Consider the following 20,967-nt stretch of genomic DNA (forward strand, 5'->3'; position numbering starts at 1 on the left):
ACCCTCCTTGATTAGCTGTCGTTTCTTGACGACAAGCAGCTAGAAAAAGGGCGAACCAGCATAATAGTATAGAAAATAATAGCTTTCGTTTCATCATTTCTCCTCATTTTTAAGAAAACAGACAGCAGATAGCTCTTGGCTTCTCCTGCCTGTTTCTCTTACCTGTTTAATCAGCTGAAGATTCCAAAGGAGACGGCTGCTCAGATGCTTCTGGGATAGTCGTTTTTTCCTCACTAGACGGGGTCGCATTTGCTGGTTCTCCCCGCAAGAACGTGATTAATTTTTCAGCTTCTTCCATGATTTGGTTATTGGACATGGTTCCAAAAAGCAAACTATTTTTTAAGCTGAGCAAGATTTCTTCTGCTGTTGCTTTCCTAGTCGGATCCGAACAAGTCTCCAATAGAGATGCTGCTTCTGCTAATTTAGACTCAACTTTTTCTGTTTCAACTTGTGGTTCTTCCGGTTCTTGTGGGATTTGATCCTCGTCTGTTTCTTTCGGTTCTTCGCTTGGTGCATAATTTTCGTCCTTGGTTGGTTTGCCTTGGACATGATCACTCGCATTGCCCCAGCCATCTGCCGAACTTGGGCGTTCTTCAGGATGTTCGACATAGTACTTGATGGTCGCAAACAAGTCTTCAATACTATAGCCGACTGGAGCCTTATAACTGCCACTATCAAACCAAGCGAATTTGATGTTATGATAGTGATCCTTATGTGGAATAATCAAGTTGCCATTTTTGACTTCAACGGTATGTTCAACATTATACGGCAAACGAACCAATGGAATGATCTTTTTAGCTTCCACGCGATCATAGATAGCTTGGGCATTCTCAGCATCCGGTTTAAAGTAAGATTTGTCGTCTTCAGACGGTGGCAAGATCCCTTTTTCTTTGGTATAGGCAGTTGCTGCTGCCTTTTCAGCATCAGATAAACTATCTTTTCCAATCCAGTGGCTGTGCCCCATATGAGGAGTCACATAGGCAACATCCTCATCACTGATAATATCCCGTGCATCAAAAATATAGCCATCAGAGGTAGTATACTTGCCAGCTAACTGGGCTACTCTCACCTCATCATCCTGGTATTCAATTTGAGCATTTGGTTTGTCCAGTCTTTCTGGATGGAGGACAGATGCAAGCAGTGGCAATAAATCATCCACCAAGGCTACCTTATCTGTATTCTCATCATTCAGACGATTCAACAAGGCGTCTAAGTGCTCAAATTCAGCTTGAGTTCCTTTGTTTTTGAGGAATCCTTCATGAGCTTGGCTCAATAAAGTATAGACCTTATCATAAAATTCTTGGTCTCTCGGAGAAACTTCTGCCTTTTTCTCGCCTAGTACATGTTCAGGAGTCGTTTTTTGACCGAGATAGTGATCAAATTCCTTGATTTTTTCTTCAGATAAATCTTTTTTTGCAAGGAAGTGAATGCCGTCCGCATGTTGGACAACATAGCCATTTTCCACTTTGCGAAGGACCTGCTCCAGAGAGACCCCATCAGTTGGCCGATTTGTTATATCGTCTTTTGTTTTTACTGGTTGGACAGGTTGCGTCACGACTGGTTTTCTTGGCGGTGTTGCCTGTCCGTTTTTGGGTCTTACTGGCTGAACAGGCTTTCCGATCAAATGTGGTGTTGCGGGTACGACTGAAGAGGCAATCGGGATATTTCGAGCAATTTTTTCTTCTAAAGGCGACATTTGGCGGTATAAAATGAAATGATAATGGTTTCCATGTGGAACTGCCACTCCATTTGCCGTTCTGTGGGTAATTTGGGCTGGATCAAAGACCAAACCATCTGATTCGACATGGCGTTCAGAAAGCGGTTTGGCGTATAATTCCCTTAGAAGACTAGGCAGTTCTTTCTCTGTCTGCTGTTTCCCAATGGCTGGAATAGGATTATTCGGATTGGAATTTGTGTGAGAACTAGGAACCACTACTTGCTTAGACTGAACGAGTCTTGAAGAGCCATTCTTTTTATTCCAATAATTTTCAGCCGCTATTCGTTCACTAGCAGATAAATCACTCTTTGGAATGTAATGGAAATGGTCTCCATGAGGTACGATATAAGCATCTCCTGTGTCTTCAATAATATCAGTTACTTTAAAAATATAGCCATCGTCCGTTGTATAGCGACCTTGCGTTTTGGCTGCACGAATAGTCTGGCTCTCCTGAACTTTGTGGGCACCATGTTCCTGCCGTTGGTGATTGATTTCTTCTTTTGTCCGAACATTGCTGGCTTGATCTTGGTGTTTCAAGTAGAGATAGTACTGTCCATTTACTTTGATGACGTAGCCATCTTTGACCTCATTAACAATATCAGATTGTTTGAATTGATAGTTAGGATCCTTCATTACTAATTCTTCACTAAAGATGGAATCGTAAGGGACCTTTCCATTAAAATAATGATAATGATCTCCGTGTGACGTGACATATCCTTCGTCTGTGATTTTTATGACAATCTGTTCGGCATCAATTCCTTCTTTTCGACTCACCTCATCTGGAGTCAATTCTTTCGTTTTTTGACTCGCCTTACCGCCTTCTACATAAGCCACACGATAGGAATCTTTCTGTTCTGTACTCTGATTGTGCCCCAATCCATAGAAACCAAGACTAGCCAAGACGACTACAGCTGAACTAGCGATATAACGTTTTTTTATTTTCATCTTCTTCCCTTTCTATTTCAGTTGATTGCTCTCCCTTTTCTCTTCTACATCAGATTTCCTCCTTACCAAACAACTTAACCGGTTAATAATATAATCCTTTTAAGGAAACTTGTCAAGAGTTTTTTGTGAACTGGTTAACTATTTTTTAAAAATTTTTCTTCCAAGAACTCTCAGTCCAGTAAAAAATAAAAAAACATACAAAAACCTTGTTCAACTGGAGTCAAACAAGGTCTTTTTGAGTCAAAATCTGAAACTAAAATGGAATTATCTTGGAATGCGAACTTCAAAAATAGTACCACAAGGCTGATTATCACGAACAATAATGGTCCCTTTGAGGGAATCAATAATTTGCTTGGCTAGGGAAAGACCGAGACCAAATCCTCCTTTTTGTCGTGTCCGTGCCTTGTCCACTCGGAAAAAACGGTCAAAAATCTTTTTCTTGTCACTATCTTTGATCCCTAGTCCATTGTCTGAAACTAAGAGAACGAGGTAGCGTTCCTTTACTTGCACTGCAATACGAATCTTTCCATCTTGATCGGTGTACTTCATCGCATTGTCAAAGAGGATGGTGAGAAGCTGTTTTAGGAGCGTTTTATCGCTATGGACCGGCACCTTCACAGTATTTTCTACAACCAATTCCTTCTCATTTTCTTCTGCAATGAGTTGGAAATTTTCCAATACCTCCGAAAAATAGCTCGGTGAGATGCTTTCTAATTTGACTTGCAACCCTTCATCACGTCGCGCGAGATTCAAGAGATTCGTTGTCAACAAGCGCATATTCCGGACCTCTTCCAAGCTGGATCCGATACTCTCACTACTTTCTAAGACCGTTGCATTGGGTTTGCGAAAAAGAGTTTCTAATCGATTTTGTAAGACGGAAAGCGGCGTCCGCAATTCATGACTGGCATTTTCTACAAATTCCTTTTGCTTTTGGTAACTTGCCTTCAATGGCTTTAGGCTTAACTTGGCAAGGTAGTAACTCACAAGAATCGAAATTAACCAGAAGCTTGACATCACAATAATCACGATTCGATTGTTGGAAGCAATCGTTGTCTCCATTTGCGTCGTATTATATAAGACAGTGGCATAAGAGACATCCTGACTATTCGATCCCTTGATATGGTAGTCAGATAATTTAAAAGTCATCAAACGGTAACTTTCACTTGCTCCATAAGAAGTCGTCACGTTGGTTGTCTGAATTTGTTCTGTCACATTCTTGTTTAAGGCAATCGTCGAAATTCCAGAAAATGGATCTACTTGGTTAATAATATTTCCCTTTGAATCATAGAGAATGACAGAATAATAAGTCGACAAATTAATCCGATCACTATGCTCTGAAAAACGCACTTTCGTTTCAGCAGTGTCGCTACTACTGTCTTTCGTACTAGAAGAGTTTTCTGTCTGCCCGGTTTCTTCCGATGGTGGTTCAAATTGAAAGCCTCGGTCTTGGGCAAACATCAGCAACAATTGGGGTTCTTTTGAGATTTCGTTAAAATTTTTATCCGAACTTTCGTAAATTCCCGCCTGAAAAACCTGTAAAATCAAGGCTGTCATCAAGAAGAAAATCAATGAAAAGGCTGCAAAATATCGGATAAAATAGGAAAAATCATCTGATTTTCGAATGTTTTTGATCCTAGTCCACATCTTTTAAAATATACCCCACACTTCGAATAGTCTGTAGATTAGAGGTGAACTTGGTCTCTTTTAACTTCTTACGGATTTTTGAGATATAGACTTCCACGACTGAAACTGTCGTATCCGAATCAAATCCCCAAAGTCTGTCAAATATCTGTGTTTTCGGCAAAATAACATTTTGGTTTTGCAAGAAATAAACCAAGAGGTCAAATTCTTTTCCTAATAGCTCCACTTCCTGTCCATCAACCAGTGTAGAGTTTGTGGCAAGGTTCACTTGGATATCGCCGTAAGTAATGCTATTATCGTTTAACTTTCCAGAGCGTTTCAAAAGAGCTTGGATCCGCATCTTTAATTCTTCAAGGTAAAATGGTTTGGTTAAGTAATCATCCGCTCCTAAATCAAATCCAAGTCCCTTATCATCGATGCTTTCCTTGGCTGTAGTAATGAGAACCGGGGTCGATACTCCTTTTTCTCGGAGCTCACGAAGAACCTGAAATCCATTTTTTCTGGTAACATCAGGTCTAACAAAATCAAATCATAGATTCCAGATTCTGCTTCATACAGTCCTTCATCACCATCAAACACCTGCATTACATCAGCAAAATCATCTAAAAAATCAAAGACTGAATTGGATAAGCTTAAGTCATCCTCGACAAGCAAAATTTTAATCATATTCTCTCCTTTGTGCAGTCGACAAAACCATCAACCGCCCCACTTTCATTTCTTTGCCGTATTTTACCTTTTTCGCCTTAAGGGGAACTTAAAGGGATTGGGACAAGTCTCCCAATCCCTTCTATTCTCGTTTCTTTTCCAAGAAATGGTCGTGTTACATTTCTACTAATTTACCAGTTTCGAAATAAACCACCCACTCACAAATGTTCTTTGCGTAGTCACCGATTCTTTCAAGATAGGTAATAACTTGGAAATAATCACGGCCTGATTCAATCAAACTTGGGTTGTTCTTGATTTCTTCTGTTGCCAATCGTTGAATATCTGCAAAGTAATGATTGATAACCTCGTCGCGCGCCGCAACTTCATACGCCAAGTCTACTGTTCCATTTAAGTAGAGCTCCAAAGCCGCTTCTACAAAATCCTTGACTTCACGGCCCATCAGCTTGATATTGTCTTCAACAGATGGAATTCGTTGTTCTCCCATTCGAATCGCTGCTTTTGCAACAGATACAGCATGGTCTCCCATCCGCTCGACGTCGCTACTGGCTTTTAAAACCGTAATAACTGTCCGTAAATCTTGGGATACTGGCTGTTGTAAAGCGATGATTTCTAGGGATTTCTTCTCCAGTTTGACCTCATACTCATTCACTTTGGTATCATCTTCAATAACTTGTCGTGCCAACTCACGATCATGGGTTACAAAAGAACGAACCGCACGATTGATCTGTGATAAGACTTCATTTCCCATGGAATAAAATTGGTTATGGAGTTTTTCTAAATCTTCTTCAAATTGTGCTCTTAACATATGTTGCCCTTTCTTATTATCCAAATTTACCCGTAATGTAGTCTTCGGTTTCTTTATGACGAGGATTTAAGAACATATCTCGTGTATGATTACATTCGATCAATTTCCCATCTAAAAAGAAGCCTGTCCGGTTCGAAATACGGGAAGCCTGTTGCATAGACCGTGTCACTAAGATCATGGTATATTTTTCTTTTAGGCCATAGAGGGTTTCTTCAATTTTTCCAGCGGAAATCGGGTCTAGCGCCGAGGTTGGTTCATCCAGAAGAATCACTTTAGCATCTGTCGCTAAAACACGAGCGATACAAACCCGCTGTTGTTGTCCACCGGACAATCCGAGCGCTGAATCGTGGAGGCGGTCTTTGACCTCATCCCAGATAGATGCCCCTTTAAGAGATTCTTCGACAGCCTGGTCTAAAATTTCCTTATCTTTGGTTCCCTTCAAACGAAGGCCATACACTACATTTTCATAAATAGACATTGGAAATGGATTTGGCTGTTGAAAAACCATCCCAATCTCCTTACGCAATTCAACAACATCCGTGCGTGGACTATAGATATTCTGACCATTGTAACTAATGGCCCCTGTTAAGGTAACTTCTGGATTCAGCTCTCCCATCCGATTGATAGACCGGATAAGGGTTGACTTCCCAGATCCGGAAGGCCCGATTAAAGCAGTGATTTCTCCTGGGTAAAAATCAAGAGAGACGTCGTTTAGAGCCTTCTTATTATTGTAGTAGACGGATAAATCCTTTACCTGTATGATTGGTTTCGTCATGCTACTCCCTTCTATCCAAAGTGTCCAGAGACATAGTCATTGGTAGACTGCAGTTTGGCATTTTGGAAGATATTCTTTGTTTTATCATATTCAATCAGGTCTCCCAAGTAAAAGAAAGCGGTGTAATCACTAGAACGAGCTGCCTGTTCCATACTATGGGTGACGATAATAATCGTGTAATTTTTCTTCAACTCAAACATGGTCTCTTCTAATTGCATGGTCGCAATCGGATCCAAGGCAGAAGCTGGTTCATCCATCAACAAGATATCTGGCTTAACGGAGATGGCTCTTGCGATACAGAGTCGCTGCTGTTGACCACCTGATAAGGTGAAGGCTGACTTATGCAAATCATCTTTAACCTGATCCCATAAGGCTGCTTGTTTAAGAGAGGTTTCCACAATTTCATCGAGTTTTTGCTTGTCCTTGACCCCTGCTCTTTCGTGGGCAAAGGTAATATTTTTATAAATAGACTTAGCAAAAGGATTTGGACGTTGGAAGACCATTCCGATGTGTTTACGCATTTCATAAACATTGATATTTTGCGCATTGACATCGATTCCCTTGTATAGAATTTCACCTGTAACCTTAGCGATATCAATCGTATCATTCATGCGGTTGAGACTCCGGAGAAAAGTCGATTTCCCACATCCAGAAGGACCAATCAAGGCTGTAATTTTATTTTTTTCAAACTGCATATCAATTCCCTTGATGGCTTCATTCCCACCATAGTAGACATGCAAATCCTTGGTTTCTAAAACTAGATTTTTTTCAGGGAAGGTCGTAATATAGCGTTCATCCCAATTGTACTTTGACATAGTGACTCCTATTTTTTAGCAGAAGTTAATTTCGCATGCAGTTTGTTTCCAAGCGTGCGCGCAGAGAAGTTGAAGATCAAGATAAAAATCAAGAGCACCGCTGCCGAACCTGCTGAAACAGCAACAGCATCCGGTATTGTTCCTTCACTATTGACCTTCCAGATATGCACAGCTAGAGATTCTGCCTGACGGAAAATTGAAATCGGACTGGTGACACTGAAAATATTCCAGTTGGACCAATCGAGTGCTGGCGCTGACTGACCTGCTGTATAAATCAAGGCCGCTGCTTCACCGAAAATCCGACCAGATGCCAATACGACACCAGTAATAATCCCTGGTAGGGCTTCTGGTAAGACAACATGAACTACGGTTTCCCAACGAGAAAGTCCCAAGGCCAATCCTGCTTCCCGCTGTGTATGGTGAACCGTCCGCAAACTGTCTTCGATATTTCGGGTCATTTGTGGCAGATTAAAGACTGTCAAAGCTAAGGCCCCAGAGATAATGGAAAATCCATACTCAAACTGCACAACGAAAATCAAGTAACCGAATAACCCTACAACAACAGATGGAAGTGAAGAAAGAATCTCAATACATGACCGAACAAAGTTCGTCACTCTCCCTTTCCGGGCGTATTCTGCCAGATAAATCCCTGCACCCAGCGAAAGTGGGATTGAAATGATCAAGGTGATGACTAAAAGGAAGAATGAGTTATAAAGCTGGATACCAATTCCTCCACCGGCCTGATATGAGGAGGACTTCCCAGTCAGAAAGTGCCATGATACATGCGGCAAGCCTCTGACCAGGATATAGAGAATCAAAGCAGTTAGAATGGTTACGATAATTCCAGCAATGCCATACAAAATCCACGTGGCAAGTTTATCTGTTTTTTTAGCGTTCATAGTTTTTCTTGCCCTCTCTGGTAATTAATTTGATTGCCGAGTTAAAGGCTAAACTCATCAGCAATAGCACCATTGCCAATGACCACAAGACATTGTTATCGACAGTTCCCATGACGGTATTTCCGATTCCCATCGTCAAAATGGACGTCAGCGTAGAAGCTGGTGTTGTAAGGGAGGTCGGAATCACAGCAGAGTTCCCTACCACCATCTGAATGGCTAAGGCTTCCCCAAAGGCACGAGCCATACCAAACACAACAGCAGTGAAAATCCCTGAACGCGCTGCTTTTAAAACAACTCGCCAAATCGTTTGCCACCTCGTGGCTCCCATCGCATAACTAGCTTCTCGGTAGTGACGTGGGACAGCACGAAGGGCATCCGTGGTCATAAAGGTTACTGTCGGCAAAATCATGACAAAAAGCACGAAAATTCCTGATAAAATCCCAAATCCAGTCCCACCAAAAATCGTTCGAACAAAAGGTACGACAACTTGTAGACCGATAAATCCATAGACGACGGATGGAATCCCCACCAACAATTCAATGGCTGGTTGTAAAATCTTCGCTCCCTTAGGAGAAACTTCTGTCATAAAGACTGCAGCTCCGATGGCAAAAGGAGTCGCAATTAATGCAGATAAGATGGTAACGATAAAGGAACCTAAAATCATCGGTAAGGCTCCGTATTCCTTAGCAGAAGGTTTCCATGTTTGACCAAATAAGAAATTAAAGACATTCACCCCGTTTTCAGTAAAGGTTGAAATCCCTTTTGAAATAACAAAGATCAAAATCATAAAAACAATAAAAACGATCAGGGCTAAGGCCAAAAACGTAATCGTCTTTCCAAACCGTTCTAATCTCGAATTTTTCGAAGATGAAACCAGTTTTTTGGCTAGTTCTTGATTTTCCATTTTTCTCCCCTATTTACTAGAAACATTGCCTTGTGCATCTTTTACAACTTTCATGTTGTTAATTGGAATATAGCCTGTTTCAGAGACAACCCCTTGTTGAACCTTATCAGACAACATATAGTCCAAAAATTCTTTGGTTAAATCCGTTGGCTCACCATAGGTATACATATGTTCATAAGACCACAATGGCCAGTCATTGGTCGCCACATTTTGGCTAGTTGGCTCAAAACCATTTAATTTCATCGTATTGACAGAGTCATCTACATAACTAAAGGCTAAGTAAGAAATGGCCCCGGGTGTTTGGGAAACAATGGACTTAACCATCCCATTTGAATCTTGCTCTTGACTTTGCTTAGCAGTCTCCCCATCCATGATGACCTGGTCAAAGGTAGCCCGTGAACCAGAACTTGAAGCACGATTGATGATGGTGATGGCTAGATCATTTCCTCCAACTTGCTTCCAATTGGTAATCTCACCTGTAAAGATTTTTTTGAGTTGCTCTGTGGTCAGATTATCGACATCCACTTCTTTGTTGACGATGACGGACAAACCTGCAACTGCAACCTGATGGTCTACTAATTTGCTTGCATCGATCCCACTTTTTTCTTCCGCAAACACATCGCTATTTCCAATCTGGACCGCTCTAGATTGAACTTGCGAAAGCCCAGTTCCAGAACCCCCTCCTTGTACATTGACGATTTTGCCCTGGTATTGCATCGAAAACTCATCTGCAGCAGCTTCTACCAAGGGCTGAAGAGCAGTTGAACCGACAGATGTGATAGACTCTCCTCGATCGATCCAAGACGCACAGGCAGACAGACTAAAGGCTGATAAAACAAGGAATGTAGCAATCCCAAACCTTCTCTTAAGATTCATGTTATTTTTCCTTTATTGATTGATCGTATGGTGCTTTATGGCGCTTTGCTCAACAAGCGGAAACCATACATTTCTACTATATCATATCCACTTGAGCTTGCAAAGTATTTCAGCGTATTTAAGCCTGAAAACGCAAGCCTTTCGGGAATGAATTTTTTAATGTTCCTGAAACAATTTTCGCAAAACCCAATCCATTTCCCCCAGCCCGGACCTGATACCATCCATTTTCTAGGCTGGAATCAACAGCAACCGTATTTCCCGAAACATAGAGGACAAACTGCTCGGACGTTAGGTCGATCGATTTCTGGACTTCTGAACGCTTCAGAGCAATTCCCAAGGCATAACTCGGTTCAAATCGATTTTTCTTACACTCTCCTAGATAAAGGCCATTTCGTGCAATCTTAAGACTAGAAAGATCCGGCAGTTCCTCTGGCACCAAATAAAGGTGACTCCCAAATGCCTCCAATCGACCTGATACATCTCCTATTAAGTTCGCCTCTTTAAACTGCTTCCATAAGAGTTCTTGTTCCCTTGAGACTTTTTTTGTGATCTTTGAAGCTCTTCTTTTGGAACGAGCCCCTGTATAACGGAGTTTGGCGACGAATTGCCCTTCTCCTTTGAAATGGTGAGGATACATACGGGCTGTTTCAGGCAAGCCAATTCCTGGGAGCATTCCATTGATTTTAGGGATATCGAGGAGTTCAAAATCTCCTTGCTCTAATAACCAGTGGACAATCTCTTCATTCTCTTCAGGAGACCATGTACAGGTCGAATAAATCAACTCTCCATCTTCTGCTAACATCTCAATAGCGGATGTTAAGATTTCTTTTTGTAGGCGAGCACATTGACTCGGATAGTCTACTGACCAATACTGCATGGCATCAGGATCTTTTCGAAACATTCCTTCACCTGAGCAAGGAGCATCTAGAACAATCATGTCAAAATATGCCGGAAAAACCTTTGCCAGATTTTGAGCGGATTCGTTGGTTACAACGACATTTCTGGCTCCGAACCGTTCTATATTTTCAACTAAGATTTTAGACCGTTTGGTAGAAATTTCATTTGAAACCAAAAGTCCTGAATTCTTCAGATAAGATAAAAGATGGGTACTTTTCCCCCCCGGTGCAGCGGCGAGATCCAGCACTTTCATGCCTTCTTTTGGTGATGCCACCTGTCCAACTACTTGTGCCGCAGGTTCTTGAGAATAGACGACACCTGTAACATGTTCGACTGACTTTCCAGATACCTTTCCATAAAAGGACCAATTCATATCAGGAATTGCATGGGAAAAATGAGGAATCTGCTCCTTCAAAGGATTGATCCGAAAACCAGATTCCGCTTCTTTTTGAAAACTTTCCAAAAAAGGAGGTGCATCATCCCCTAAAAGATCGAGATACTTTTTTTGAAAATCAGCTGGTAAATTCATGTTTTAGATACCTGTTTATATCCTCTCGTTTGGCAATTGGAATCATCATGACGACTTGTCGGTCCTTAAAATTAGGTTTTTCTCCATCTAATGTAACCACTTCATAACCGAGATTTTCTCCAAGAATAGAGGCCGCTGCATAATCCCAAGGATACAAATAAGAGACATACGCCATCATACGCCCTGACAAGACATAAGACATACTAATCCCAGCACTTCCATAGGAGCGCGTCCCCAAACATTGCTGGCTCAAATCCCTCAAGCCTGCGTAATTGGAAGCCACCAAATTGGCATTTAGAGCCAGCAAACTCTGCTTTAACTCTTTTTCTTGATAAGCCGGAAGTTGTTGATCATTCAGATAAACCGGAAATTCTCCACCTCCGTGAAACAATTGATCCTTCATGACATCGTAGATAAATGCAAATTTACCGACTCCATCCTCAAAATAAGACAGGAGAATCGCAAAATCATTCTTTTGAGCAATGAAATTGGAAGTCCCATCAATGGGATCAATAATCCAAACAGATCCCTGACTTGAATCGGGACGCTCCTGAGTCTCTTCACCAACAATGATATCTTCTGGATAAGTAGCTAAAATCGCCTGACTCATTTCTTCCTGAATCAGGGTATCCAAATTGGTTACCAGATCTGTAAAGGTGGATTTGATTTCAATTTCTAGCTCTTCAAACATCTTATTCCGAAGAAGCTGTGCCGCAGATTCGATGACAGTTCGTCCAAACTGATATTTACTTTCTAACATGAATCCTCCCTGTTTTCTGCTCAAGAGCTAGCTGCAAAGCCTGGTAACTTGAATATCCAGATGTGCTTTGAAACTCCCGATCAATCTGCTTTTCTTGGCTTTTCGAAGGAACAACCCTTTTATAGCTTTGATAAGCTTCAAGAAAATCTTCAGCATTTGTTCCGTCTTCATAGACGGCCTCCACTTGATTCAAAAAAGAAAGCACAGAGGAAATTTCCTCAGTGCTCCATGAATAATCTAGTGGATAGGAATAATTTTTATCCATCATTTTTATCCAATCTCCGCTTTCAATGTCGCATTTTTCAATTCTTGTTTACGGTAATAACGAGGCAAGAAAGCACGTATCTCATCTTCGTTAAATCCAATTTGCATCCGCTTTTCGTCGATAATGATCGGTCTTCGCAACAAACTAGGGTAGGACTCAATTAGACTAATCAACTTTGAAATCGTAAGCTCATCTACATCCAAATCGAGCTTTTGAAAAACCTTAGATCGGGTTGAAATCAGATCATCTGTCCCATTTTCCGTCAGACTTAAGATATGTCTCAATTCTTCAGCAGATAATGGGCTAGTCAAGATATTATGCTCTGTAAACGGTACCTGGTGCTCTGAAAGCCAAGCCCGTGCTTTGCGACAACTCGTACAGCTTGGAGCCAGAAATAAAGTAATCATAAGCCAACCCTTCTCCTCATCTTTATATCTACATTATATCATGTCTAAAGTAGATTTGACAAGGATTTTCTAAGCCTTCCAATCAAGTGAAATGGCCTGATCTTCTTGCAGTTGACGCATCAATGATTCCATCCCATCAAACTTTTCCATCTCTCTAATCTTATCCAACCAATAGACGCGGATCCTCTTTCCGTAAATCTCCTCCTGGTAATGAAAGATGTGTGATTCCAATCGGAGTTCTGTCCCACCAAACGTTTCGTTAAATCCAATACTGGTCATGGCCCGATAGCGTTTCCCATCAATCGCAACCTCTGTAACATACACCCCATCTGCTGGTAAGTGTACCTGCTCAAAATTAGCCAAGTTAGCCGTTGGAAAACCAATGGTGCGTCCACGCGCATCTCCATGAACCACCAAGCCCTCTGTCGAAAAAGTATGACCCAATAAGCGATTGGCTTCTTTCACGTCTCCTTTTTGGACCAAGTCTCGAATCCGGGAAGAAGAGACCTTCTCTCCATCCATTTGAACCTCATCAATCACGATTACTTGACCGTCAAATAAGTCTTGTAAGCGTCTAACATCTGCTCTTCCCCGTCCAAAATGGTAATCAAATCCCACGATGATAGTCTCTGGGTTTAATGCTTGAATATACTGCTCTACAAATGCCTCTGGACTTAAGCTGGCAAAACTAGAGGTGAAATCTAACAGATATAGGTGATCCACCCCATAAGATGCAAAAAGATCCTGTCTTTCCTGAGGATCCGTCAAATGGAGCAAGAGTTCCGGACGAAAGCGTTCAAATGTCAACTTCGGAGAGTGAGGATAGGTCAAGACCACAACTTTCCTATCCCTCTCTTTTGCATGAGACCGCGCCCGATCAAAGAGCGCCTGATGTCCTATATGTAGCCCATCAAAATATCCCAACACCAAAATAGTTGGCTCTTCTTCTTGGATATCCTTTTCATTTGTTATATAGTGAATCTTCATACTGTTATTGTATCACAATCTTTTAAAGGAAGACCTTTCGAGGCTTGTAAAGTCCTTCTCTCTTTTCCAAAATAGCCAATAAGTGTTCATCCTCAAAGGCCGCCAATTCTGTTTCTGTCTGATCTAACCCTATAAAACGACCAAAGCGTATTTCTTTAGCTTGCTCGGGTGTTAACTGAACCTTAACCAAATCACCCGTCCCAATCTCTAGAGGATGAAGAAAATCAAGATTCCCCATTTCCACCTTCTCTGAAATTTCTGACAGAGTCAAGGCATCTTCTATCTGCAAGCCTGCTGCACTGGTTCGAGTCAACTGAGACATATGAGCAGCATAGCCCAGTTTTTCACCTAAATCAACCGAGAGTGTCCGGATATAGGTTCCCTTGCTGCATTTCACACGGAATGTAAAACGCGCGAGATTCTGATCATAAGAGATCGAACTGGTCCGCTCAAATTGATGAATAGTCACCTGACGTTGGGGGCGTTCGACTTCCTGACCAGCACGCGCATACTCATAGAGTTTGCGTCCATTGACCTTAACTGCTGAATACATGGGAGGAATCTGAGTGATCGGGCCTGTCAAACTTGCGATTACTTCATCGACAATGGTTTCATCCAAGGGCGCCAAAACAGGTGTCTCTGCGACCACTTCCCCACTAGCATCCTCAGTCGTCGTTGAATAGCCCAGAGTGATTTCCCCTTCATAGACCTTGCCTTCGTCCTGCATAAACTCGACCATACGGGTCGCCTTACCAACCGCAATGGGCAAAACACCCACCACATCTGGATCCAAGGTCCCACCGTGTCCGATTTTCTTAGTCCCTAAAATCTTACGCAGTTTAAAAACCGCATCATGCGAGGTCATCCCTGCTTCTTTTTTTAAGTTGATAATTCCGTTCATTCATTAACTTTCTAAAAATACTAAAACTCTCTTTTGGAAATCCTTATTCTGTTCATATAGTGCATGCCCACACTCTGAAAAAATAGTGAGCTGGTTACTTTTGATATGCTGATGCAATCTAAGCGAAGCTTCTACGCCAAGAACTTCATCTTTTTCTGCTCCAACGATTAACGTAGGGCAGTTAATTTTTTCCAAAAAATCTAGACTATCATGTTTCAAACAAGATACAGCCTGAATATCAATACGTTGTTTATCTTTAATATTACCAAAGATTCCCATTATTCGATAAAGGTATTTAAATTTTTCAAAGGATTTAGTCGTGTAAGAGTGACGAGCAATATCAATCATCAGATCTTTATAAGTACCTGTTTGAATCAGGTTCAGCCAGCAACTAATTCTCTCCCTACCTAGATTACTTAGTTTAGCAGTTGTAACAGCTAAAACTAGCTTTTGAACCTTTTCAGGGAAATCTGCCGCCAACCATTGGGCAATCATTCCACCTTGCGAAATCCCCATAACATAGGCACTGGTAATATTTAATATCTCCATTGCTTCTGCTACATCTGCTGCCATATCCCGTGTCGTCTACCCCTGCCTCAACTCATTGATTCGAGAAAAAACATAAATTTGGTAACGTTTGGCAAGTATACGGTATGTGATTGAAAAAGGCATAGCCATACCTTTAACCGTCTGTAGTCCATCACCCAAGCCTGGTATAATTACTAGAGGGTCCTTTCCTTTTCCAAAGGTCACATAGTCCATGCTCTTTTCGTTAAAATGTAAGGTTTTCCCTTTTATTGAAGACATTACTTCGTTCCCTCTACTATTTTTTCATGATTTATTTATGTTGAATTTATAAATGCAAGGCAAAGCCAGCAGTCACTTTTTCAAATCCAACTGCCTGATAAAACTGATGTGCAGCATTTCGTTCAGCGGTTAATCCACTATTTAGAGCCAGTGCCTTAACTCCTTCTTTTATCGCTTGTTTTTTCAATTCATCAATTAGCCTACTAGCAATTCCTTGTCGTCTTGTTTCTTTTGCAACTGACAAAGCTAAAATACGATAGTAAGATCCATCTGTTTCAAAAAAGTAGAGCTTTGCATACCCTAAGAAACCTAAAATTTCTCCGTTTCTTTCAGCTAAAAGACAGCCATAATGTGGTTGAGAAAGAATCATTTCTAAACGTCGAGCTAGCTTAGAAGCGGTCGTTGGATAGCCCAAGTCTTCGTATAAAGACAGTAGGGCTTCAGTATCTTTTATGGTTGCTTTTCGTATCTGCATAGGAGCCTCCTAGTCTTCCTTCAAGGCATCAAACTTCGCTTTCATGGTTGGATTTTTGCGGGTCAATTTTTTAACGGAAACATCATCCAATTTGTTATTGGCAAGGCGGAGTTGATTTTCTGATGTAGTTAGGAATTTCTTGACTTCTTCCATGCGTTTGATAGCCTTGTCGATCTCATCGATGGCTTTACCAAAATTTGTCGAAGCAGACTTGTAGTTCTTGGCAAAAGCCTGTTTAAAGGCATCCAAATCTTCCTCAAAATGAGTGATATCAATATTCTGCTCCCGAACCAAGGCCAGTTCTTGCTTATAATGTAGCGAGTTAAGCGCTGCATTCCGTAGAAGACCAATCAACTGAATAAAGAATTGAGGACGAACCACATACATCTTTTCATAATCGTGGCTGACGTCCACAATCCCTGTGTTAAAGTAGTCGTTATCTGCTTCCAACATGGTTACCAAAACTGCGTACTCACAATTTTTCTCTCTACGATCCTTATCCAATTCCTTGTAAAAATCAGCATTCTTGTGCTTCTTCTCTGTTCCATCCGCCTCATTTTTCATCTCAAACATGATGGAAATGAATTCCAGCCCATTTTCATCAAAATCACGGAAGATGAAGTCTCCTTTAGAACCACGCGCAGAGACCTTGTTGTCCTTCTCAAAGTAGGCATTTGGAAAGGCAAAACTACGAACCTTGTTAAACTCGCTCTCTGCATACTGTTCTAGACTTTCACCAATAGCTTTTGTAGATTGTTGTGCCTTGAAATTCTTGTAAAACTCAACTTGCTCACTAGCTGCCTTGAGTTGAGCTTCATAATTCTGCTTAACAGAAGCCAAAGACAACTCACTTTCTTTTTCTTGCAAGAGGAGCTGATTTTTGACCAGATCCCGTTCTTTTTCTAGGTCAGAAAGGCTCTTTTGCAGTTGATTTTCATGCTCTAGACGAAGAGTAGCCAGTTGGTTTTCCAAGGCCTGTACTTCCTTGTCCTTAGCTAATAAAGCCTGCTGGCTGGTCTGTTCCACTTCTTTTTGGACCAATGCTTTTTCGGTCTCAAAATGTTGGATTTGACTTTGGAGTTGGGCAATTTCTTGCTCTTTTTTAGCTAGTTTTGTTTGCTGATCATTTAGTGCCTTTTGCTCTACTAGAGCGATTTCCTGACGAAGGCGACTATGAAGTTCTTGGTCAAATTCAGCTGTTCTCACTTGCGACAAGAGTTCCGCATACTGGCTTTCATTTACCGTAAAAACTTCCCCACAGTTGGGGCATTTGATTTCGTTCATTTTTTCTCCTAACTGGGCGCATTCTTATACCTTTCCCATTATATCATCTTTTTTAAACCTTGTTTACCGACTTCCCCTTTACTCCTTCTAAGCGATCTTAAATTGTGGTATACTAATGCTAAATAAGCACAAAAGGAGGTTCGAATGCTCAAACTCTTAGCCCTCGATATGGACGGCACCCTGCTCAACTCAGCTAAGGAGATCAGCCCTGCCAATCGCAAGACTATCCAAGAGCTCGTCAAGACTGGTGTCAAGCTCGTCCTGTGTACTGGACGCCCTATCATGGGTGTTAAACCCTATTTCGAGGAATTAGGTCTCAAAGAAGATCAGGAATATATTATCTTGAACAACGGTTGTACGACCGTTCTCACAAAGGATTGGTCTGTCGTCAACAGTCGGACCCTATCTAATGAAGACGTTCAATTCCTCTATCAAGTGTCGGTTGAATCTGAGACTTCTCTCACTATTTTCGATGATTCTCACTATATTATCCTGGGTCAAGAACCCAACGAATTGGTCACTTATGATGCTGGGCTTGTCTTTGAAACACCTTTCCAACAAAGCTTAGAAGATTGCCTTCAGAACGTACGGAACTACCAAGTGATGTTTGTCGCTGAAAAGGAAAAGTTAGACCGTTTCCAAAAACAGTATGAAACTAGCTTATCTAAACGATTTACAACCGTCCGCTCCCAAGATTATCTCTTTGAAGCCCTCCCCCTTGGAACCACAAAGGCGACAGCACTTGAAGCCCTTGCGCAACAGCTCGGTATCCTTCCATCCGAAATCATGGCCATAGGGGATGCCAATAACGATATTGAAATGCTCTCTTATGCTGGATTGGGCATCGCCATGGGAAACGCCCCTGAACACATCCAAGCATTGGCAGACGATGTGACGGATACCAATGATCGTGATGGGGTGGCCAAAGCCATCAATCACTATATCCTAACAAAAAATAAAACAGAAATGAGGTCTTTATGAAATACCCTAACCTACTCGAACGCTTCCTTGTTTACGTAAAAGAAAATACACGCTCAGATGAGTTTTCTACCACAACTCCTAGCACCTATAGTCAAGTGGAATTTGCACAAAACATCCTGATTCCTGAGATGAACCGTATCGGCCTTAAAGACGTCCACTATCTGCCGAATGGTTTTGCCATCGGGACACTTCCTGCAAACGATCCTAACCTGACTCGAAAGATTGGGTTTATCGCCCATATGGACACAGCAGACTTCAATGCCCAAGGGATCTCTCCACAAGTGATCGAATCATACAATGGACAGCCTATCCCACTTGGAACATCTGGTTTTGAACTCAATGAAAAAGACTTCCCTCAATTAGCTAACTATGTAGGCCAAACACTGATCACTACAGACGGAACAACCCTACTTGGATCAGATGACAAGTCCGGGATCGCAGAAATCATGACAGCGATTGAATATTTAGTTCATCACCCTGAACTGAAGCACTGTGAAATTCGTGTTGGGTTTGGTCCAGACGAAGAAATCGGTGTCGGAGCCGATAAATTTGATGTCGAAGATTTTAATGTTGACTTTGCCTATACAATGGATGGGGGCCCACTTGGTGAGCTACAATATGAAACCTTCAGTGCTGCCGCAGCACGCTTGAAATTTATTGGCCGTAATGTGCATCCTGGTACAGCTAAAGACCAGATGATCAACGCCTTACAATTGGCAACCGACTTGCACAATCAGCTCCCAGAAGGAGATCGTCCGGAAAAAACCGATGGTTACCAAGGCTTTTATCACTTGCAAACGATCAATGGAACGGTCGAAGAAGCCACTTCTTCCTATATCATTCGTGACTTTGATAAGGAGACTTTCCAAGAACGTAAAAACACGATCCAAAAGATTGTGGATCAGATGAACCAAGACTTAGGCAGCGAGCGCGTGCTTTTGGAACTCTTTGACCAATACTATAACATGAGAGAAATCATCGAAAAAGATATGACACCTGTGACTCTGGCCAAAGAGGCCATGGAGAAATTGGATATCAAACCAATCATCGCACCAATCCGTGGCGGAACAGACGGCTCCAAACTATCCTTCATGGGCATTCCAACTCCTAATATCTTTGCTGGTGGAGAAAATATGCATGGACGTTTTGAATTTGTCAGCCTAGAAACCATGGAAAAGGCAACAGATGTCATCATCGAAATCGTATCACACCCCGCCTAAATCCATCCTAAATAAGACGCTTCATCCAAGACCTTGTTCGGTCACAAGATGAAGCATTTTATTTTGCGAGGATCTCTTTTGCTTGAAAATCATTCACTCCGCCGTCTCATCCGGACATTGCAGGACCTAGGCAAATTTGATAAAATAAAAGCTATATTTATTGGAGGAATCATGGAAACATCATCTGTCTCAAATTTAAAACTAGCAGAGAGGGGCGCCGTCGTATCAATCGTTGCCTATATCTTGCTGTCCGCTGCCAAGCTCATTGCTGGAAATCAATTTCACTCTGACTCATTGACGGCAGATGCCTATAACAACATTTCAGATATCATTGGCAATATCGCCATCCTGATCGGACTTCGAATGGCCCAGCGACCAGCTGATACAGACCATCGATTTGGACATTGGAAAATGGAGGATTTGGCCAGTCTTATCACCTCATTTATCATGTTTGTCGTAGGTTTTCAAGTTCTCCAAACAACGATTTTAAAATTATTTAGCAATGAAAAGACTGAAATCGACCTTTTGGGAGCAGTTGTAGGAATCATTTCAGCCATTATTATGCTTGGAGTCTACTTCTACAATCGCAGCCTGGCTAAGCGTGCGCATTCAAACGGACTCATGTCTGCCGCTAAAGATAACTTATCTGATGCAGTCACGTCCATCGGTACCTCTATTGCCATCATCGCTTCTGCCTTAAATTTTCCCCAAGTCGACAAGCTCACAGCCATCATTATTACCTTCTTTATCTTGAAGACGGCTTATGATATCTTCATGGAGAGCTTCTTTACCCTGTCAGATGGATTTGATGAGCACCTCCTGCAATCCTACCAAGCAGATATCCTGCAGATTCCAAAAGTCATGGCGATAAAGTCTCAGCGAGGACGGACCTATGGTGCTAATATCTATCTAGACCTTGTTTTGGAGATGAATCCGGACTTATCGGTTTATGAAAGCCATGAGATTACCGAGCAGGTAGAAGAACTTTTAAAAGACAAGTATGGCGTATTTGATGTAGATATCCATGTAGAGCCTTCTGAAATTCCTCATGATGAAATGTATGAACATGTCTTTGACAAACTCTACCGGTTTGAATCGCAATTTCAAGCGCACGAGGAGGGTTACCAAGACTTACTAGATGAGAACTATCTCTTCATCGATCACAAAGGGCATTATCTCAATAAAGAAGAAACCCTTTCGTGTCACAAGGAACAATCGGTCTATCTCAAGCACTACCGGATGATTTCGATCAGTCAGAAGTCCAAGCTTGTGACTTTTGAAATCGGAGATAAAGTACACACTTCCTTATGGAGACGACATGAACAATGGCAGGTGGTCTTTCACCAAGCCTCTCTCAAAGAAAGTAGCCCAAAAAGCTGATGAAAATCAGCCTAGTAGAGCCCACTCAACC

General features: G+C 41.7%; 19 protein-coding genes and 2 pseudogenes. 3 read left to right on the forward strand and 18 right to left on the reverse strand.

All coding sequences use genetic code 11. The features are described 5' to 3' along the window. Positions 1-166: 166 nt before the first annotated feature. The 18 genes and pseudogenes from STRDD13_RS02515 to STRDD13_RS02600 form a co-directional block, all read right to left on the reverse strand. On the reverse strand, positions 167-2,662 hold the full coding sequence (locus STRDD13_RS02515) for a pneumococcal-type histidine triad protein (protein ID WP_067101461.1): 2,496 nt from the start codon (positions 2,660-2,662) through the stop codon (positions 167-169). A 264-nt stretch (positions 2,663-2,926) separates the two neighbouring features. Then, on the reverse strand, positions 2,927-4,306 hold the full coding sequence (locus STRDD13_RS02520; RefSeq protein WP_067101464.1) for a sensor histidine kinase: 1,380 nt from the start codon (positions 4,304-4,306) through the stop codon (positions 2,927-2,929). After that, a pseudogene (locus STRDD13_RS02525) lies at positions 4,296-4,969 on the reverse strand (response regulator transcription factor). The gene STRDD13_RS02520 and the pseudogene STRDD13_RS02525 overlap by 11 nt, the downstream one beginning before the upstream one ends. 154 nt (positions 4,970-5,123) lie before the next feature. Then, complete coding sequence (gene phoU, locus STRDD13_RS02530; protein ID WP_067101467.1) at positions 5,124-5,774, reverse strand: phosphate signaling complex protein PhoU; 651 nt, start codon at positions 5,772-5,774, stop codon at positions 5,124-5,126. 16 nt (positions 5,775-5,790) lie between these two features. After that, positions 5,791-6,549: a phosphate ABC transporter ATP-binding protein PstB gene (pstB, locus tag STRDD13_RS02535; RefSeq protein WP_067101470.1), complete on the reverse strand. Its 759-nt coding sequence runs from the start codon at positions 6,547-6,549 to the stop codon at positions 5,791-5,793. An 11-nt stretch (positions 6,550-6,560) separates the two neighbouring features. Continuing rightward, positions 6,561-7,364, reverse strand: a complete 804-nt coding sequence (gene pstB, locus STRDD13_RS02540) for a phosphate ABC transporter ATP-binding protein PstB (RefSeq protein WP_067101473.1) — start codon at positions 7,362-7,364, stop codon at positions 6,561-6,563. Positions 7,365-7,372: 8 nt separating this feature from the next. Beyond that, a complete protein-coding gene (gene pstA / locus STRDD13_RS02545; RefSeq protein ID WP_067101476.1) occupies positions 7,373-8,263 on the reverse strand; it encodes a phosphate ABC transporter permease PstA in 891 nt (296 codons plus the stop codon). Beyond that, on the reverse strand, positions 8,253-9,167 hold the full coding sequence (gene pstC, locus STRDD13_RS02550; RefSeq protein ID WP_067101479.1) for a phosphate ABC transporter permease subunit PstC: 915 nt from the start codon (positions 9,165-9,167) through the stop codon (positions 8,253-8,255). Before pstC ends, pstA begins: the two co-directional genes overlap by 11 nt. A 9-nt stretch (positions 9,168-9,176) precedes the next feature. Then, positions 9,177-10,043, reverse strand: a complete 867-nt coding sequence (locus tag STRDD13_RS02555) for a phosphate ABC transporter substrate-binding protein PstS (RefSeq protein ID WP_067101482.1) — start codon at positions 10,041-10,043, stop codon at positions 9,177-9,179. A gap of 118 nt (positions 10,044-10,161) precedes the next feature. Next, on the reverse strand, positions 10,162-11,469 hold the full coding sequence (locus STRDD13_RS02560) for an RsmF rRNA methyltransferase first C-terminal domain-containing protein (RefSeq protein WP_067101485.1): 1,308 nt from the start codon (positions 11,467-11,469) through the stop codon (positions 10,162-10,164). Next, positions 11,453-12,229, reverse strand: coding sequence for an inositol monophosphatase family protein (locus STRDD13_RS02565; protein ID WP_067101488.1), 777 nt, complete (start codon positions 12,227-12,229; stop codon positions 11,453-11,455). Before STRDD13_RS02565 ends, STRDD13_RS02560 begins: the two co-directional genes overlap by 17 nt. Continuing rightward, on the reverse strand, positions 12,216-12,494 hold the full coding sequence (locus STRDD13_RS02570) for a UPF0223 family protein (RefSeq protein ID WP_067103158.1): 279 nt from the start codon (positions 12,492-12,494) through the stop codon (positions 12,216-12,218). Before STRDD13_RS02570 ends, STRDD13_RS02565 begins: the two co-directional genes overlap by 14 nt. A gap of 5 nt (positions 12,495-12,499) precedes the next feature. Then, a complete protein-coding gene (locus STRDD13_RS02575; protein WP_067101492.1) occupies positions 12,500-12,901 on the reverse strand; it encodes a Spx/MgsR family RNA polymerase-binding regulatory protein in 402 nt (133 codons plus the stop codon). A gap of 69 nt (positions 12,902-12,970) precedes the next feature. Beyond that, positions 12,971-13,888, reverse strand: a complete 918-nt coding sequence (locus STRDD13_RS02580; RefSeq protein WP_067101495.1) for a bifunctional riboflavin kinase/FAD synthetase — start codon at positions 13,886-13,888, stop codon at positions 12,971-12,973. A gap of 22 nt (positions 13,889-13,910) precedes the next feature. Then, positions 13,911-14,789: a tRNA pseudouridine(55) synthase TruB gene (gene truB / locus STRDD13_RS02585; RefSeq protein ID WP_067101498.1), complete on the reverse strand. Its 879-nt coding sequence runs from the start codon at positions 14,787-14,789 to the stop codon at positions 13,911-13,913. Positions 14,790-14,792: 3 nt separating this feature from the next. Continuing rightward, positions 14,793-15,596 (reverse strand): annotated as a pseudogene (locus STRDD13_RS02590) (alpha/beta fold hydrolase). Between the two features lie 46 nt (positions 15,597-15,642). Then, positions 15,643-16,071, reverse strand: coding sequence for a GNAT family N-acetyltransferase (locus STRDD13_RS02595; RefSeq protein WP_067101500.1), 429 nt, complete (start codon positions 16,069-16,071; stop codon positions 15,643-15,645). Positions 16,072-16,080: 9 nt separating this feature from the next. Continuing rightward, positions 16,081-17,355: a DUF2130 domain-containing protein gene (locus tag STRDD13_RS02600; protein ID WP_067101503.1), complete on the reverse strand. Its 1,275-nt coding sequence runs from the start codon at positions 17,353-17,355 to the stop codon at positions 16,081-16,083. A 144-nt stretch (positions 17,356-17,499) separates the two neighbouring features. On the opposite strand from STRDD13_RS02600, the gene STRDD13_RS02605 reads away from it, so the two are divergent. The 3 genes from STRDD13_RS02605 to STRDD13_RS02615 all read left to right on the forward strand — a co-directional run bounded on the left by STRDD13_RS02605 (position 17,500) and on the right by STRDD13_RS02615 (position 20,936). Next, complete coding sequence (locus tag STRDD13_RS02605; protein WP_067101506.1) at positions 17,500-18,336, forward strand: Cof-type HAD-IIB family hydrolase; 837 nt, start codon at positions 17,500-17,502, stop codon at positions 18,334-18,336. Then, entirely contained in the window at positions 18,333-19,556 is a 1,224-nt protein-coding gene (gene pepT / locus STRDD13_RS02610; RefSeq protein WP_067101509.1) for a peptidase T, read from the forward strand. Before STRDD13_RS02605 ends, pepT begins: the two co-directional genes overlap by 4 nt. A 171-nt stretch (positions 19,557-19,727) precedes the next feature. Then, the gene (locus STRDD13_RS02615; RefSeq protein WP_067103160.1) at positions 19,728-20,936 is read left to right on the forward strand and encodes a cation diffusion facilitator family transporter; all 1,209 of its coding nucleotides are present in this window, start codon (positions 19,728-19,730) and stop codon (positions 20,934-20,936) included. The last annotated feature ends 31 nt before the right edge of the window (positions 20,937-20,967 follow it).

The organism is Streptococcus sp. DD13 (assembly GCF_001578875.1).
In the GTDB taxonomy this organism is placed as follows: Bacteria; Bacillota; Bacilli; order Lactobacillales; family Streptococcaceae; genus Streptococcus.

Bases quoted from the DNA above. Each gene is read 5' to 3' on its own strand.
- STRDD13_RS02560 (WP_067101485.1), bottom strand. From the start codon at position 11,469: ATGAATTTACCAGCTGATTTTCAAAAAAAGTATCTCGATCTTTTAGGG.
- STRDD13_RS02565 (WP_067101488.1), bottom strand. From the start codon at position 12,229: ATGTTAGAAAGTAAATATCAGTTTGGACGAACTGTCATCGAATCTGCG.
- pstB (WP_067101473.1), bottom strand. From the start codon at position 7,364: ATGTCAAAGTACAATTGGGATGAACGCTATATTACGACCTTCCCTGAA.
- STRDD13_RS02515 (WP_067101461.1), bottom strand. From the start codon at position 2,662: ATGAAAATAAAAAAACGTTATATCGCTAGTTCAGCTGTAGTCGTCTTG.
- STRDD13_RS02595 (WP_067101500.1), bottom strand. From the start codon at position 16,071: ATGCAGATACGAAAAGCAACCATAAAAGATACTGAAGCCCTACTGTCT.
- pepT (WP_067101509.1), top strand. From the start codon at position 18,333: ATGAAATACCCTAACCTACTCGAACGCTTCCTTGTTTACGTAAAAGAA.
- STRDD13_RS02555 (WP_067101482.1), bottom strand. From the start codon at position 10,043: ATGAATCTTAAGAGAAGGTTTGGGATTGCTACATTCCTTGTTTTATCA.
- STRDD13_RS02575 (WP_067101492.1), bottom strand. From the start codon at position 12,901: ATGATTACTTTATTTCTGGCTCCAAGCTGTACGAGTTGTCGCAAAGCA.
- STRDD13_RS02580 (WP_067101495.1), bottom strand. From the start codon at position 13,888: ATGAAGATTCACTATATAACAAATGAAAAGGATATCCAAGAAGAAGAG.
- STRDD13_RS02600 (WP_067101503.1), bottom strand. From the start codon at position 17,355: ATGAACGAAATCAAATGCCCCAACTGTGGGGAAGTTTTTACGGTAAAT.
- STRDD13_RS02520 (WP_067101464.1), bottom strand. From the start codon at position 4,306: ATGTGGACTAGGATCAAAAACATTCGAAAATCAGATGATTTTTCCTAT.
- pstA (WP_067101476.1), bottom strand. From the start codon at position 8,263: ATGAACGCTAAAAAAACAGATAAACTTGCCACGTGGATTTTGTATGGC.
- truB (WP_067101498.1), bottom strand. From the start codon at position 14,789: ATGAACGGAATTATCAACTTAAAAAAAGAAGCAGGGATGACCTCGCAT.
- STRDD13_RS02615 (WP_067103160.1), top strand. From the start codon at position 19,728: ATGGAAACATCATCTGTCTCAAATTTAAAACTAGCAGAGAGGGGCGCC.
- STRDD13_RS02605 (WP_067101506.1), top strand. From the start codon at position 17,500: ATGCTCAAACTCTTAGCCCTCGATATGGACGGCACCCTGCTCAACTCA.
- phoU (WP_067101467.1), bottom strand. From the start codon at position 5,774: ATGTTAAGAGCACAATTTGAAGAAGATTTAGAAAAACTCCATAACCAA.
- pstB (WP_067101470.1), bottom strand. From the start codon at position 6,549: ATGACGAAACCAATCATACAGGTAAAGGATTTATCCGTCTACTACAAT.
- pstC (WP_067101479.1), bottom strand. From the start codon at position 9,167: ATGGAAAATCAAGAACTAGCCAAAAAACTGGTTTCATCTTCGAAAAAT.
- STRDD13_RS02570 (WP_067103158.1), bottom strand. From the start codon at position 12,494: ATGGATAAAAATTATTCCTATCCACTAGATTATTCATGGAGCACTGAG.